The organism is Vibrio sp. G-C-1, from assembly GCF_021728015.1.
Taxonomy (GTDB): domain Bacteria; phylum Pseudomonadota; class Gammaproteobacteria; order Enterobacterales; family Vibrionaceae; genus Vibrio; species Vibrio splendidus.
The window spans coordinates 28,711-44,352 of record NZ_JAKKCR010000016.1; the positions used below are offsets into that span (position 1 = coordinate 28,711).

At 43.1% G+C, this 15,642-nt stretch carries 13 protein-coding genes and 1 pseudogene; 5 read left to right on the forward strand and 9 right to left on the reverse strand.

Features of this window, described 5'->3' with window-relative positions:
• Positions 1 to 74: 74 nt before the first annotated feature.
• The 4 genes and pseudogenes from dbpA to L3V36_RS20085 form a co-directional block, all read right to left on the reverse strand.
• Positions 75 to 1,454 (reverse strand): ATP-dependent RNA helicase DbpA, encoded by a 1,380-nt coding sequence (dbpA, locus tag L3V36_RS20070; protein WP_004731781.1) that lies wholly within the window; start codon positions 1,452 to 1,454, stop codon positions 75 to 77.
• A gap of 149 nt (positions 1,455 to 1,603) precedes the next feature.
• Positions 1,604 to 2,512, reverse strand: coding sequence for an aldo/keto reductase family oxidoreductase (locus L3V36_RS20075; protein WP_208775359.1), 909 nt, complete (start codon positions 2,510 to 2,512; stop codon positions 1,604 to 1,606).
• Positions 2,513 to 2,730: 218 nt separating this feature from the next.
• A complete protein-coding gene (locus L3V36_RS20080) occupies positions 2,731 to 3,324 on the reverse strand; it encodes a hypothetical protein (RefSeq protein WP_208775361.1) in 594 nt (197 codons plus the stop codon).
• Between the two features lie 167 nt (positions 3,325 to 3,491).
• Positions 3,492 to 3,647, reverse strand: a pseudogene (locus L3V36_RS20085) (phosphate ABC transporter substrate-binding protein); the annotation flags it as partial.
• Between the two features lie 55 nt (positions 3,648 to 3,702).
• Between L3V36_RS20085 and L3V36_RS20090 the strand changes: the two are divergent.
• Positions 3,703 to 5,550: a M3 family metallopeptidase gene (locus L3V36_RS20090; RefSeq protein ID WP_102511107.1), complete on the forward strand. Its 1,848-nt coding sequence runs from the start codon at positions 3,703 to 3,705 to the stop codon at positions 5,548 to 5,550.
• 93 nt (positions 5,551 to 5,643) lie between these two features.
• On the opposite strand, the gene L3V36_RS20095 is transcribed toward L3V36_RS20090, so the two are convergent.
• The 3 genes from L3V36_RS20095 to L3V36_RS20105 form a co-directional block, all read right to left on the reverse strand.
• Entirely contained in the window at positions 5,644 to 5,955 is a 312-nt protein-coding gene (locus L3V36_RS20095) for a hypothetical protein (protein ID WP_208775363.1), read from the reverse strand.
• A gap of 173 nt (positions 5,956 to 6,128) precedes the next feature.
• The gene (locus L3V36_RS20100; protein ID WP_029222278.1) at positions 6,129 to 7,160 is read right to left on the reverse strand and encodes a porin; all 1,032 of its coding nucleotides are present in this window, start codon (positions 7,158 to 7,160) and stop codon (positions 6,129 to 6,131) included.
• Positions 7,161 to 7,317: 157 nt separating this feature from the next.
• Positions 7,318 to 8,247, reverse strand: coding sequence for a DUF3187 family protein (locus L3V36_RS20105; protein ID WP_258183699.1), 930 nt, complete (start codon positions 8,245 to 8,247; stop codon positions 7,318 to 7,320).
• Between the two features lie 246 nt (positions 8,248 to 8,493).
• Between L3V36_RS20105 and L3V36_RS20110 the strand changes: the two genes are divergently transcribed.
• Complete coding sequence (locus L3V36_RS20110) at positions 8,494 to 9,288, forward strand: LuxR C-terminal-related transcriptional regulator (protein WP_208775365.1); 795 nt, start codon at positions 8,494 to 8,496, stop codon at positions 9,286 to 9,288.
• 39 nt (positions 9,289 to 9,327) lie between these two features.
• On the opposite strand, the gene L3V36_RS20115 is transcribed toward L3V36_RS20110, so the two are convergent.
• Together L3V36_RS20115 and L3V36_RS20120 are read right to left on the reverse strand one after the other, a co-directional pair.
• Positions 9,328 to 10,161, reverse strand: a complete 834-nt coding sequence (locus L3V36_RS20115) for a regulatory protein RecX (protein ID WP_017081929.1) — start codon at positions 10,159 to 10,161, stop codon at positions 9,328 to 9,330.
• Positions 10,162 to 10,561: 400 nt separating this feature from the next.
• Positions 10,562 to 12,166, reverse strand: a complete 1,605-nt coding sequence (locus L3V36_RS20120; protein ID WP_065681663.1) for a mechanosensitive ion channel family protein — start codon at positions 12,164 to 12,166, stop codon at positions 10,562 to 10,564.
• A 252-nt stretch (positions 12,167 to 12,418) separates the two neighbouring features.
• Between L3V36_RS20120 and L3V36_RS20125 the strand changes: the two genes are divergently transcribed.
• From L3V36_RS20125 to L3V36_RS20135, 3 genes are all read left to right on the forward strand, one after another.
• Entirely contained in the window at positions 12,419 to 12,667 is a 249-nt protein-coding gene (locus tag L3V36_RS20125; RefSeq protein ID WP_017077416.1) for a hypothetical protein, read from the forward strand.
• 327 nt (positions 12,668 to 12,994) lie between these two features.
• Complete coding sequence (locus tag L3V36_RS20130; protein WP_208775367.1) at positions 12,995 to 13,483, forward strand: hypothetical protein; 489 nt, start codon at positions 12,995 to 12,997, stop codon at positions 13,481 to 13,483.
• 95 nt (positions 13,484 to 13,578) lie between these two features.
• On the forward strand, positions 13,579 to 15,642 hold the full coding sequence (locus L3V36_RS20135) for a protein-disulfide reductase DsbD domain-containing protein (RefSeq protein WP_208775384.1): 2,064 nt from the start codon (positions 13,579 to 13,581) through the stop codon (positions 15,640 to 15,642).

Sequence of the window (15,642 nt, forward strand, 5' to 3'; positions counted from 1 at the left end):
CGTTACTGGCTGTGGAACACCCTTTACTGCATTATCACTAGCATGACTTAGCAGTAAAGGGAGACAATCTCGAATTACTTCAGAATTCGGGCGCGGAATTGACGACCCTTCATTTTACCTGATTCGATTTTACCTAATGCTTTCTTAGCCATTGATCTTTCTACAGCAACGTAAGCACGCATCGCGAACAAGTTGATCTTACCTACTGACTTACCATCAATACCGCCTTGGCCTGTCAACGCACCAAGGATATCGCCTGCGCGAAGTTTCGCTTTCTTACCACCATCAATCTGGATGGTTACCATGTTTGAGTAGTACGGCTTAGCGATTGGTTTAGCTGGCAACTGAGACGGTTCGATTGGCATATCCATGTACTCATCAATTTGAGCAACACGGTGCATCTCTTTTTCGCTAAAGAAGCTAATTGCGACACCTTTGCTTCCTGCACGACCAGTACGACCGATGCGGTGCACGTGTACTTCAGGATCGCGAGACAACTCAAAGTTGAACACTGCATCAAGGTTATCAACATCAAGACCACGAGCGGCAACATCTGTTGCAACCAAGATAGAGATGGTTTTGTTTGAGAACTGAACCAAAGCTTGGTCACGTTCACGCTGTTCCATGTCGCCATGAAGCTCGATAACACTGAAACCACGGTGGCTTAGCTCATCATTTACGTTCTGCACTTCTTTCTTAGTATTACAAAACACAACCGCTGACTCTGGTTGATGATGAAGAAGCATTAGCTCTAGTGCGTCATCACGAGCTTCAGTACCTTCAACCTTGTAAAAGTGCTGTTGGATGCTTGAGTGATCGTGCGTTGATTCAACCTTCACCATTTCAGGGTTATTCATGATGCGGTCTGCAACAGATTTGATCTGTTTAGGGAAAGTTGCACTGAACAATAACGTTTGACGATCTTTTGGTGCTGCTTCAATAACAGCATCTAGTGCATCTTGGAAACCCATTTCCAGCATGCGATCGGCTTCATCTAACACAAGTGTGTTCAACTCAGACAGGTCAATACGCTCTCTCTCTAGGTGGTCCAGGATACGACCAGGAGTGCCCACAAGAATGTGTGCGCCATGCTCTAATGAACCAATTTGTGGGCCCATTGGCATACCACCACATAGTGTCAGCACTTTAATATTGTGAATGCCACGAGCAAGAGTACGGATCTCTTTTGCTACTTGGTCTGCAAGCTCACGAGTCGGACATAACACTAAAGATTGAACACGAAAACGCTTAACGCGTAGGTTCTGCAGCACGCCTAAACCAAAAGCAGCTGTTTTACCTGAACCCGTTTTACCCTGACCGATAACATCCTTGCCATCCAGAATAGTAGGAAGACTCAACGCTTGAATAGGCGTCATTTCAGTATAACCAAGAGAATCTAACGTATTTAGAAGCTCTGGCTTAAGGGCGATTGAAGAGAATTTTGAAGTGCTCAATGGAAATATCCAACTGGTGAAAAACAGAGTGCATTATGAGTGTTTTTGAAAATTATTCCACCTTAATCACAGTTTTGAAGAAACATGTTAGGCGAACACAAAAAAGCCAGCTTTGTTAGCTGGCTTTTGCTTCTATTTTGAATCGCGTCCTATGGCACACCGTGACCTTTAGAAGCAACCCATACGCGATACCATTGCTCGCGAGTCAGCTCTATTTTCAGTGCATCAACAGCCGTCTTCACTCGTTCAATCTTACCTGAACCAATAATCTCGATCGGGTTAGATGGTAAACGACGAACCCAAGCGTAAATCACTTGGTCAATGCTGTCTGCACCCACTTCTAGACGAATCGCCTCTAGCTCATCACGAACGCGAATCGCTTGTGCTGAATCACCACTGAAGATGCTACCGCCGCCTAGACAAGACCACGCCATTGGACGAATACGGTTCATCTGCAGTTGATCTAGCGTACCATCATGAGCCACTTCGAAGTTCAATGGGTTGATTTCAACTTGGTTTGTCACCAGTGGCTTACCTAGTCGAGATTGCAACAAGTCGAACTGGCGCGGTGAAAAGTTAGAGACACCGAAGTGCTTCACCTTACCCACCTTATGCAGTTCAGCGAACGCTTCTGCTACTTCATCCGCATCCATCAGTACATCTGGGCGGTGAATCAGTAATACATCAAGTTCGGTTACACCCAGACGCTCTAGAGAGTTATTTACCGACTGGTAAATATGATGCGCGCTGGTGTCATAGTGATTGATCTTACGATCTGGAGTGTGGTCTCCACACAAGTTGATATCGCACTTGGTGACGATTTGAATATCATCACGAAGGCTTGGCTCAAGCGCTAATGCTTCACCAAACAACTTTTCACATTGGTAGTTACCGTAAATATCCGCGTGATCAACGGTTGTGATGCCAAGATCAATGTGCTGCTTCAGGAAAGTCAGGCGTTGTTGCGGGGTCATACCCCATTCTGCTGTACGCCAGTATCCTTGCACCAACTCAGAGAGTTCTGGGCCTTGTGGCGCTGTCGTTACTCTTGCAACCATGGGTTGTCTCCTTTATCAATACTGAACGTATCCTAAGCTCGTTTTACCGAAGGCTCAACGTATAACAAATGGCAAAGATAAACGCTTACTAAAAAATGTGAGAGCCGCAGAAAAACGAACACTAAAATCAATAATAGCTTGCTGTCTGCCCGTCAACCGTTCTCCTGAAAGGCTTGTTTACTCTGATGAATTACGAAACCATCTATGAATTTGAGCAATTAAAGACGATTTAGTTCAACCGTTAAATTGTCACCATCACTATGCAGCTGAATCCAAGGAACTGAAGAACCAGAAGAAGATGAGGAAGAACTAGGCACATTCCATAAACTCATTTGCTCAGAGGAATGATGTGGTGTATTGATGAATTCGACGAGTTGTTTATCTACCTCATCAAAACCAACGCCCTCACGTTTCGCTTGTTCAAGTTGAGCGACGACATCAAACTCATCCTCTCCAATGTGAATTGAGCTGATAGCAAAGCCATCTTGGCGAAGGTACGCCTGAAGCTTTGTGTAACTTAGGTTCGAATATGGCAGATTTAAGCGAACCACTTCGACGCTTGAGTCACCCAACTCCAGTTCAACATAAACATCCAAATCGTAATATTGGGTTAAGTCACTGCACAACAGAGTGCCTTCAACTTCGCCACAATCCATAAGATCGATATCGTTAATATAGTTTTGAGAACTCGGTTGAGTTAGGCTGCTATTGAATACCGTTCGCAACCACCAGCTTTCACTCGCTTGCGCAGAGAATGAAAGGGTATTCAGAACCAATAACAAAGGTAGGATTAAGACAGGAAGAGTTCTCATTAATTGTGCTTATTCGCGCGGTATGAAGCGCCCATTATACGTGACCAATCAACAAACAACCGCTCAAGCCACAAATTTTAGGCGAAAAAAAACGGGCATGCATGCCCGCTAGATAGATTCTATCGCCTAATAACGTAATCCGTCACGATTACATCACGATATTTGAATCACTTATACCCACCTTCAATAGCTGGTTCTTCAAGGGATAGCCTTACTTTATTTCGTTGAATAGCTTCTGGCGGCAAACTGATGAAACCGTATTGGTTCAACACACCTTGATAGCCATGTAATTTACATTCCGTTATATGCAACATCACAAAATACATTCAATGAATGTGTCATAATGTTGAAATTACTGGTTAATTTTCAAGGAATGTCATGACTGCAACGAACTATCTCAACCAATTGAATCAAAAGTATCTTGCGACTCATAAAGCGAAAGAAGACTTCTTTTGGGATACATATATGGGGATCAGTGACGACCACGATGGCTCGACACTCGCGCAGACTCAGTGGACTGAATTTCTAAGCTCTGCCGAACAGATTGCTGCTATCGAAACTCAACTAGCTGCTATCGATAAAATTCAAGATCCCCTAGAAAAAGAGAGTACACTGACAGGCTTGAATGGTTGGTTAGCGACCTTTAGATCTCACGCTATTGAGTCTGAACAGTCACAGAAGCTTAAAGCCGAACTCATAAAGTTTGAGGCTGAACTGTTTGAGAAAAAACAAAACCATGTGATGACTTACGTAAATGAAACAGACGACGAAACAGAAGGGTCGCTGCCCGTTTTAGGTTCAGCCGTTAGAAGTAATGGTAATGAACAAGTTAGGCTTTCTGCACATCAAGCACTATTAGATTTAGAGCAATGGCTGCTGGCTAACGGCTTTATTGAGCTGATCAAAAAACGTAACCAATTTGCTCAATCACTGGGGTTTAAAACCTTCTTTGATTACTCAGTGCTGAAAACCGAACAGATGACGACAGAACAACTGTTTACGATTCTGGATGACTTCGAAGCACGCACGCGTGATGGCCATCAGCAAAGCCTAGCCAATTTGGCAGAGCAGAAAGGCGAGAATGCACTTCAAGCCCATAACTTTACCTACTCTTTTGCAGGTGACGTTATGAATGATCTTGATCCTTATGTTCCGTTCTCAAAGTCACTTCGACGCTGGATAGAATCTTTTGGTCGCCTGAACATCGAATACTCTCAAGCCACGTTGAAATTGGATTTGCTTGATCGTAAAGGAAAATACCCTAATGGTTTCTGTCATGGGCCAATCCCTTCTTTCTACGACCAAGGCGCTTGGGTTGCGGCTCAAGTTAATTTCACGAGCAACGCTAAGCCCGATCAAATAGGCAGTGGTTATGATGGGATTAACACCTTGTTTCACGAAGGTGGACACGCGGCGCATTTTGCTAATGTAAAAATGAACGCGCCTTGTTTCTCTCAAGAATTTGCACCCACCTCGATGGCTTACGCTGAAACTCAATCTATGTTCTGTGACAGCTTGTTGAATGACGCCGATTGGTTAAAACAGTATGCGCTTAATTCAGATGGCCAAGCAGTGCCTAATGAGTTAATCAAAGCAATCATCGATAACAAACAACCTTTCAGAGCTTATCAAGAACGCAGCATTTTAGTGGTTCCATATTTCGAGCGAGCACTTTACGAATTGGCGGATGAAGATCTGACACCTGAAAAGATCACCGCTCTTGCTCGTAGCAGTGAGAAAATGATTCTTGGATTAGCTTGTAGCCCTCGCCCATTAATGGCGATCCCGCATCTGTTGTCGGATGAAGCGTCTTGCGCGTATCAAGGTTACCTGCTGGCTCATATGGCGGTGTATCAAACTCGTGCGTATTTCACCGATAAGTTTGGCTACTTAACGGATAACCCAGAAATCGGCCCTTTGTTAGCTAAGCACTATTGGCACCAAGGCAATAGCGTGAATCATAATGGGACAATCGAAAGCCTGACTGGGGAAGGTTTTAATGCAAAATACCTCGCTGACGAGTGCAACTTATCGCCAGAAGAAGCTTGGGCGATTGAGGAGAAAAAAATCAAACAGCTGTCGACAAGAGAACGAGCACCAATCGCTGATTTGAATGCGAAGATATCGATCGTTGATGGGGCCACCGAGTTGGCGAATAATGATAAGTCAAACCATCAGATGTGTGATGAGTTTGAACACTTTATCGTTGGGCAATACGGCCGATAGCGGGTGCTGAGCATCTGTAACCAAGGTTGAACCAAAAAACTCAAACGAAAAAAGGACGATAATTTATCGTCCTTTTTATATTCAGCGTTGGATCTATGCCGTGACACATGTCGAGCGAGTTTCAGTATCAAACTCAACATCAACAGAATCAGCACTTCGCAATGATTTTCGATGAATGCCAAATACTTGCCCCGTCAAAACAATATAAAACTTCTCTGTTTTGAGTAGATTCCAAGCTTCATCAAGAGATTCAGCATAAACCTTGTTCTTGAGATCTTGTGGGCGGGTACCTGCGACTCTTCCATGTTTACGCGCCAATTCAAATAGTCCACTACGATTCGGTTTACACGTAAACAGGGTATCATTTCCATAAATAACACCCTGGGCTGTAATGCTTTTAATCATTACATTTCTCCAGATAATAATTCCACTCGTAGCACTTGAGTGACAAACCACATATCAATCTGTGGATGCTTACACTGCAAAAAGAAGAGAACATGGTGTAACGACCGGGCAAGCTATTACACCATTACCATCAAATGTCTTAGAAGTTCCTAAACTCTGAAGAGTTCAAGTTCTTAGAAGTAGTAGTAAGCTGCTGCAAATACGTGTGTTTCTTCGTCGTATTGTGTGTTACCAGTTGAGCGGGCGCCTTCAATATCTTGCTTGATATCAATACCCATGTCAGCGTTGTCAGCGATACGGTACATTGCCGCGATGTTGATGTAAGAAGCATCTACATCTGCTTGGCCATCAAGTTCATTGTTGCTAGATGCATAACCCGCTGCGATTGTTAGGTCTTCTGAAACTGTGTAACCACCTGAAACGTAGTAGCCTGTGTTCTTAGCAGAATCACTCTCTTCAATCCAAGAGTTCATACCTAGTTTAAGAGCACCAACCTTAACGTTACCTGTCACTGTATAAACTTCGTAATCAGCATCGTCATCACGAGCTTCATAACCTGCGTATAGGTTGAATACCTCTTGCTCTAAACCGATGTAACCGTTAATGCCTTTATCCGCATCATTATGATCGTCACCTGTTTCAAAGTAAGAAATACCGTAAGCAATACCGTCTGTTGCGCCTTGGAATTTAACAACATTGAAGCCGTCAGAAGCATCACCAGCTGAAGCACCAAACTCGTAAGTAGTGTCGCCAGCGCCATCGACTTTATCTAGCGCTGTGTCGTTTTCCCAACCAAATGAAGCAATACCGTAGCCAGTGTCAAAACCAATCCAAGCTTTGTCTACGTGAGTTGCTGGACCTGTATCGATGCCGTTGACCCAAGCAGAAGTTGCAGCGTCAGCATCCGCTACGTTGTTGTCTGTCGTGTACTGAAGCATTAAGTCTGTTTCTACGTAAGCCACTACGCGGTTGTTACGGTAGTTAAGAGCCAATGTTAGACCTGTAGCCCAGTCATCGTAAAAAGCTTTAGAGCCCGTGTCGTAGTAACCACCAACACCAAAAGAGCCTGATACTGAGAATTGATCTTTGTGCATTGAATCGAATGCAAACATATCTTCGTTTTGGCTGTTTTGGCTGCTTGTGCTTACAGCGAAAGCTGAACTTGAAATGCTCGCAATCGCAAGTGCTACTAATGTCTTTTTCATGATAACCACTACCTATATATTGATTCGGCCTTGTTAGTCCGGCCTTTTGGAGTGGCGCTATTGTTCAAAAAAAACAGGTTATTGATATACCGTAAATTTACTGAAAATTTTATAGCTTTGGTGAATTTCATGAAATAAGAATATATTAATGTATCGTTTATATTGAAAAACGTAATCCGAGTGTAAAGCCGATATCGGTGCTGTTATCCATATTACGGATGTTTTCAATCATCAGCGCTTCGATGGCTAGTTGATTGAAACGGTAGCGATAACCCAAAACGACCTCGTTAGAAGGTTCAGAAAAATCCGGATCATTGGTCGCCCAGCCTTGGAAATTGAGAGATTCAATCAATAAGCTATGGCGTTGATTCAACCGATACTCATACCCAATTGCCCAACTTGCGCTGAAATTTTCAAGACTAACGACATACACATCGCTATCTCGATGTACAAGACCAATGGTTGAAAAAACGCTGTGCCTAGGGGTGATATAGCTGTAGTTAAGCTGAACACCTTGCTCAAAACTGGTTCTCGCAAACTGCCCACTTCTTACATTGTTGTAAAACAAAGAGCCACCAGCCGAGAGCGACATTGGCCCTCTAGAATACAGTAGAAGTTCATTGTAGAACGTCAGCGCGTTGGTTAAATCATCACCTTCAAAATCAGACACGTGCACACCTGCATTATGAAAACCCATGGTGAACTGATCTTCCGCCACCTGATCGCGACCATTCTGGCCAATGCGGAACAGGTCATGAAACCCCATCACAAAACTGTCTAAACCATTATCTTTTGCAGTCACAACTCGGTAATCCAGCTCCGTTTTCCAGACAGGTGAAGCTTGCCACTCAATCGCAATATTGGATTGATTTTGATAATAGTCGAGAGCATACGCACTCGTGTGTGCCCATATACTGGCTTGGGTATAGGAGGACTTGAACTCAATGGTCCCTACTCTTTTAGGCTGAGCAGAACGAAGTTGTGTTGAAAGCACATTTGAATGAATTGGAGATTGCGCGTAAACAAACATTGGAGAGGTATTCGCGTGTGTAACGGAATGAAAAAAGGTCAACATAGAGACTGAAATAGACAGTAACGTCCTTAAACTTATCACAGTGTTTACTCGGTTATAGAAATGCCCGATCTTATTAAAAAACACCGTTCAATTAATGCAGTAAATGTACTGCTTATCATTCGACAATCTAGAACTAAGAGTTATAAAAAACTTAAAAATAGAACCTATGATATATATAAGAATCTTATCTTGCACTGAGCCACTCGAACGAATATCTTCTGAGTCTTGACCTAATGAATGTATCGAGAAAGGAAAAACGTGTCTGCTTTAAGCCTAAATTTTGAACAGCTATTAATGAAACAATCAACCTCTCTTATTAATAGCGATCCTAAAAACTTTCAAACAACGTGGTCAGAAGCAAGCTTTGACGTACTCGATTGGTTCGGGATTGATCGTTTAACGCTATACCCGAATTCAATGGTCTTACTTGAAGACGGGAAAACTTGTTCAGTATCCAAAGCAAACATACCTCCTGTCGATAAGAAAAGTTTGGTTGGCGGTAACTACCTTGATTACCTAAAGCTATTAAAAACCAATGAAACATATCTCACCTTTACCAGTGACGAACTCGTTTCAACCAAAAACTATGTGTTAAAGAAGATCTATAAAGAAGGGGGAAGATGGCACTGCATCATTCCTTTGCAACTGTTTAACCAACGCTGGGGAGCATTGTCTTTTACTAACTTTCACGACAACGAAACCACCTTCGACCTCGAAGACATCCAGCGCTTAAAGTTAGTCTGTGAACTTTGGCTCTGTTATTGGCAGCACTCAACGCTAGCGAGGACACTAAAACAAAATGAGAATCGGCTTGCAGATGATAGTGAGAAGCTATTATTACTCACAAAAAAACAAACCAAGGTTTTGGCTCTCATTGCTCAAGGGTTTAGTGCAAAAGAGTGTGCAGAACAGCTCCACCTTAGCTCTCGAACGATAGAATCGCATAAATACAGAATGCTTGGATTGCTCGATTTAAACAGCCACAATGACCTGATTCAATTCGCCTTACGCAATGGCCTAGGTCTTACAGAAAACCTACACACGACACGTTAAAGCAAGGCTATGTACACTCTTTACGCATAATGTTGGTTGTTATTCGTTGCCTTCACTCAGAGCAAATTTGATTTCATCTGAAGAGAACCCCTTTCGACTTAGCATCGCATAAGCCTTGGAGCGTTCTTTATGATCGTTGAGGTCATATGATTTCTTCTGCAACTGTTCTAAACAAGAAGAATAGAAATCCAGTTGCTCTTCATTAATCAATCGGTCGATGAGCGATGACAGTTCACTAGTGTCGATTTGTCGCTGTCTAAGTTCTTGCTGAATAGCAGTCAAGCCTTTGCCTTTACGAGCATACTTAAGCACCTCTTTTTCCAAATCAGCTTTCTCTGCCTTAATTTGAATATTACTTTTCAGTTCATGCGACTGCGTGTGCTGGTCAATCGCTACCTTCACCTGCTGGTAGCTAAAACCACGCTTTTGCAGGGTCGCGACAAGCTTTTCACGGCTCATGGTAAAACTTGTATAGTAATGGTTGATACGGTCTATCAAGATGGTTTGCTCATCAATAGACTTTTCGAAAGACACTTTATGGATTGCATCAGAAATCACTGAATCGGTCAGGCCTTTCTTCTTCAATTTTTCGACAATATATCGAGAACCGAATTCACCAGAAAAAGCTTGTTCCACGAATTGTTCTGCAAACACTTGGTCAGACTTGAGATACCCAAAGCCTTTCAGTGTCCCTAGAGTTTCATCGATCCATTCTTGATTGTCGGTTTTCACTTTGAGCTTCGCAACCAACTCACTTTCCGTCATATCTCTCTGGGTTAGGTGCCACATCGCAGAGTTCATGACGCTTTCAATTCGTGTTGCTTTTCTTACCGTTGTATTTCTACTATTCGTTTTTTGCTGTGAATCATCCATTCGCTTTCAACTGTCCAAACTAAGCCTACCCCCATCATAACGTAATTCTAAGGCGGTTGAGTGACATAAAAGAATGAAGCTCAATATAATACCAATCGTAGTAAATAACTGTTCACCCTAGCTGGTTAAAACGCTCGATAACGGCGTTAGAACTTTTGATTGTAGAATAACTACTTATCAAAAATTTCTGCCTTGTTCTCAAGCCTTTTTCCTGCTCTATTTCTGATCACTTACTTACTGTGATTGGTATAAACTGACAGCCAATTAAAAATGGACGCTTATTCAGCGTCCATTTGATATCACATTAAGAATGATGACTCTAAGCCATGCTTAGCTTTTTCGTAATAGCTTTTTTCGTAATAGCTCTATTCGAAATTACTTCTCGTACTAACTCTTTCGCTTAGCTCTCTTCGTGATTGTAAATATGCACATCTCGTTGAGGGAATGGGATCGTGATACCTTCTTCATCGAAGCGTTTCTTCACGGTTTCCGTCACATCCCAATACACATCCCAATAGTCATCGGTCTTAACCCAAGGTCTGACGACAAAATCAACAGAAGACGTATTCAAGGTATGAAGCTTGATCATATGCTCCGGTTTTTTCAGTACTAGAGGGTGCGCAAGAATGATGTCGTTCAATACCGCTTTCGCTTTATCGATATCATCTGAGTAACCAATGCCGAAGACCATATCAACACGTCTCACACGTTCTGCAGTGATGTTGTTGATCACGTCACCCCAAATCTTGTTGTTCGGGATCACCAAGCGTTGGTTATCGATGGTTTGAATGGTCGTCGACACTAAGCTCATGTCTTTTACTGTGCCTTGAACGCCGGCCACTTTAACCATGTCGCCCACATCATAAGGACGATAGATCAAGATCATCAAACCTGACGCAAAGTTAGATAGTGTGTCTTGCAATGCGAAACCAATAATGACACCCGCCACACCGAAACCGGTTAATAGTGGCGCTAGCTCAATCCCAATTTGAGACAGAGCGATAAGTAAACCAATAAACACGACCGCTTTAGATGCGATGGATACGAAGAACTCCTGCATCAATACGCTAAAGTCCATTTTAGAGTGCGAAACACTCTTACGAACGGTCTTACGAGCCACGTTAGCAATAAGGCGAGTTACGTATAAAATACCGAGAAACAGAGCGAGTTTAACGATAAATGAAGGGGTGTTTTCAAACGCCCATGAACTGAATGAACGAAGCCAACCATCCAACAGATCCAACGCAACATCAACATCCAACACATCAGCGTTAATATCGCCTGTCGTTGCTAGTAACACACGCTTGTAAGAAGTCACATCAACGCCAAACGGTTCCATTAGCGTGATGGTTTCTTCTAAGCTCGCCACCATGACACTGGTTCGCTCACTGAAGCGTTCAAGCTCAGTTTTAATCGTCGCTTTCTCTTCTTCACTTACATAAGATAACCGACGTTCTAAATCTTGACGTTGTGTATCCGTGTATAGAATTGCATTAGTAAGATATTGAGAACGAGAAACAAGTGCCGTTTTGAGCTCACCTTCAGGAACCGCAACATCAACTTCACGCTCTTTCGACCAATCTAATGTCTTAGCAAGCTGCTGATAATAGACATCCATCATTCCGATTCGTTTTTGAATGCGTAATTCAAGGCGTTTTTTAGCATCACCTTCAGCGGAACGGTTTTCTTTGCTCATTGAAACGATTTTAACTTCATTCAATGACAGCAATTTTTGTAAGAGTTCAACCTGCTGAGCAAGAGTGACATCAAGCCCTTCCTTTTTATCGGACGATAGCTGTGAAAAAATCTCTTCACGTAGTGCTTGGTTCTTTCGTCTTAATATATCTTCTAGAAACGGCTTCTCAGCATCATGCGCTGTTTCTAATGTTGTTAGGTCCAGCATTAGCTGGTCTTGTACTTCTGCTATTTTATCGACACTTTGTGCAAAACTCCCTGATGCCACAAACGCCAACATTAAAAATAGACAACGCCAAACCTTTATCATGTTAATTCCTATGAATGTCCAAATTGACCCCTTAAATAGTAGTAAAAAGAATATGGATAACAAGCATTTAAACGTATGTTGTGTTAAAAATTCGCAAAATATCAGTACGTATCTAATATTTGAGAGTTCCAATCCCCTCTTATGACCTGTAGAGTACGCAACCAACAAAGAACAACAGCCAATATCGTCACTTAAGCACATGCACAAAAACGCCTTAGATCCGATGTTAGCTAACAGCAAGAGAGCATAGAAATGAACAACGAACTTGATATTATCGATTCCTTAGAAGAACTAGAAAAGTTCCTAATCTCAGTGGAAGCTGGCGGTTTGGGTCTTGAAGGCGTTGAAGGTGTAGGCATGGCAACCAATAATTCAGATGGTCGTCACTTCGTTGCTGTATTCAACAGCAGCCACAAAGTTCTGCTCGCTCGCTGGATCACCAAAGAAGTTTTCGAAAATGGTAAAGACTTGGTACGTAATGGCCCTCGCCGCACTCACTAAGCCTTTCCAATAGCACCGATGATTAAAGCCCAACACGTTCACTGACGGTCTGTTGGGCTTTTTGCATAGCCCCATCGTGAATAAACAAATCGATACAGAATAAATTAGTTATAACTGCCGGTTATTGTGAACTTTAACCAGAGCCCTATGTCGTATTCGCGTGAGTCCATGTTTAATCATCGTCTCTCGTGTATATACATTTTCTCTCGTTTATATATAGTTTCACTTTAACCATTTTATGACTTGTGGCGCGAAGAGAACTTATCTAAGCTAGCCACAATTCAATGAGCTCGCTTTAACAACTAACTGATTTGATTACCGACTAATTTGCTGAACACATCTCTACTTTTCTTACCCACACAGAATCGCCAACAAAAGCAATCGCTTTGGGCGCTTTTCCTTACCGGACTGGTTATCTTAACTTGCCTGGCGAGTACTCTGGCCGTAAAGAAAGTATCGTTATCTACATCCGCTAATGGTCAATCCATCCTAGTTGACGCGCAAACTCATACAGAAACCAGTAATCCTCAAACCGACATCGCTTCTTCAGAAAAAATGGCCGCTCTATACGCGAGTATTTTCGGTTTAGAAGCGTCTAAAATGTTAACGTCACCCAATTCAAGCTCGTGCAGTCTAAGTTCAAAAATGCTGACCTTTGCCGCACCTAAAACGGGCTGGCTGATCCCTTTCGTTCTGATGATTGCTGTTGCATTCAACTTATCTCCGCACATCTCGAGATTATCCGGAGAGAATCACCGCTCTTCTCGACCTACAAAACACCGCTTACACCTAAAGCACTGTATATTTAGAGAGTAAATAACCGGGCTATTCCACCCTTTTATTTATTTTTTGGAGATACATTTGTGTACAACACACTACTAACTAAGTTTGTCGATTCGTTGGCATTCTGCATGCGTACATGCGCAAAAGCTTTCGTCACTGCAATCTTAGTCATGACGTCATTTACCGCTCTGGCTCAAACCACGGGCTGGATAAGCGTGCCTGAGCATCCGCCAGTTAAGATGCGAATGATGTCGACGGGTGAACAGTCGGATAACGGCGGTACCGTTCAAACTGTATTGGACGTTACACTCGACGGTGACTGGAAAACCTATTGGCGCAGCCCAGGTGAAGGTGGCATTCCGCCAAGCTGGGACTGGTCTGATTCGACTAATATAGAGTCTGTAGATTGGCATTGGCCGATCCCTAAATACTATGAACAACTTGACGTAATGACGCTGGGCTACAAAAAGCACGTAAGCTTTCCTGTCACCCTAACGTTGAAAGACAAAACGCAACCTGCTGTATTTAGGGCTTCTCTCTCGTTCCCGTCGTGCACCAATATTTGTGTTTTGACTGACTATGACATCGAACTCCCTATCGACACGCAGCAATTGCAGTTCGATGAAGAGGCGATGTTCTTGTTCAACCAAGGCATGAGCCAATCTCCAAGAGAAGCGAACCGGACTTCAGTGAACGGTCTATTTTGGGACAAAAGCAAGCAACAACTGGTCACTCAACTAACCAGTAACGAAGGCTGGGATAAGCCGATGGTGTTGATCGATGGAAAAGAAGTCATCGATGATTTCTTTGCTCAACCAAGCGTCCACATCACCGGCAATACGATGACCGCGGTATTTGACGTCAGCAACTGGATAGGCGAAGTCGACTTAACGGATCGCACCGTTAGTGTCACCGTTTCAGACACTAATTTTGCCGAAGAGATGACCGCTCAAGTCGGCTCAGAACCTATTGCTTATCAAGCAAGTAACAACGGTTTTCTTGCAATGATCGGCTTTGCTTTGATTGGTGGTTTAATCCTCAATATTATGCCGTGTGTGCTGCCTGTATTAGGAATGAAGCTAAACAGCATCGTCCAAAACCAAGGCGCATCTAATCGTCATATCCGACTCTCATTCTTAGCTTCTGCGTCAGGTGTCATTACATCATTTGCACTCCTAGCCCTTGGCATGACCGTTCTAAAAATGGGTGGCAATGCGATTGGTTGGGGAATCCAGTTCCAAAATGTTTGGTTCATCGGGTTCATGCTGATCATCACTTTGCTGTTCTCGATTAATCTACTTGGATTATTCGAATTCAGACTACCATCAGGTTTAAACACTTGGATGGCAACCAAAGGCGATGACTCACATTCAGGCCACTTTATTCAAGGCATGTTTGCGACGCTGTTGGCAACGCCGTGTAGTGCTCCGTTCTTAGGAACCGCAGTTGCTTATGCACTTGGGGCAAGCTACCAAGAGTTGTGGGCTATCTTTATCGCACTCGGCATCGGTATGAGTGCACCTTGGTTGATTTTCGCGCTGTTCCCGAGTCTTACAAAACTGCTTCCAAAACCTGGGGCATGGATGTTCAGAGTTAAGCTGGTATTTGGCTTAATGATGTTCATTACCAGTCTATGGTTAACAAGCCTAATGAGCCCATTCATTGGTAAATTCCCGACGATCCTGTTGTCACTGTTTATCGTGATTACAGTATTGATTTGGATTGGCCGTAAGTTGGGCCGCAAGGTACTTATTCCTATTGTCGCAACCACAACCTTGGTGTTTGGTGCTGCATTGATCGTCGGTAGTGTCACCGCTGATAACTGGGCGACACCGATTGTTGACGATCTCGATTGGCAAAAGCTAGATGCAAAACAAATCCCTCAATTGGTTGAGCAAGGCAAAACGGTATTTGTCGATGTGACCGCTGAGTGGTGTATTACCTGTAAGGCCAACAAGATCGGCGTCATTCTCCAAGACCCTGTCTACAGCCACCTACAGCAAGAAGACATTGTTTTGATGAAAGGCGATTGGACAACACCAAGTGAAAGTGTCACTCAATACCTACAAAGTAATGGTCGGTTTGGTGTGCCATTTAATATCGCCTACGGCCCAAGCTATAAAAGCGGTATTCCACTGCCTGTCATTCTAGACAGTGACACTGTCGTTCAAGCCATCGACGCTGCGAGATAA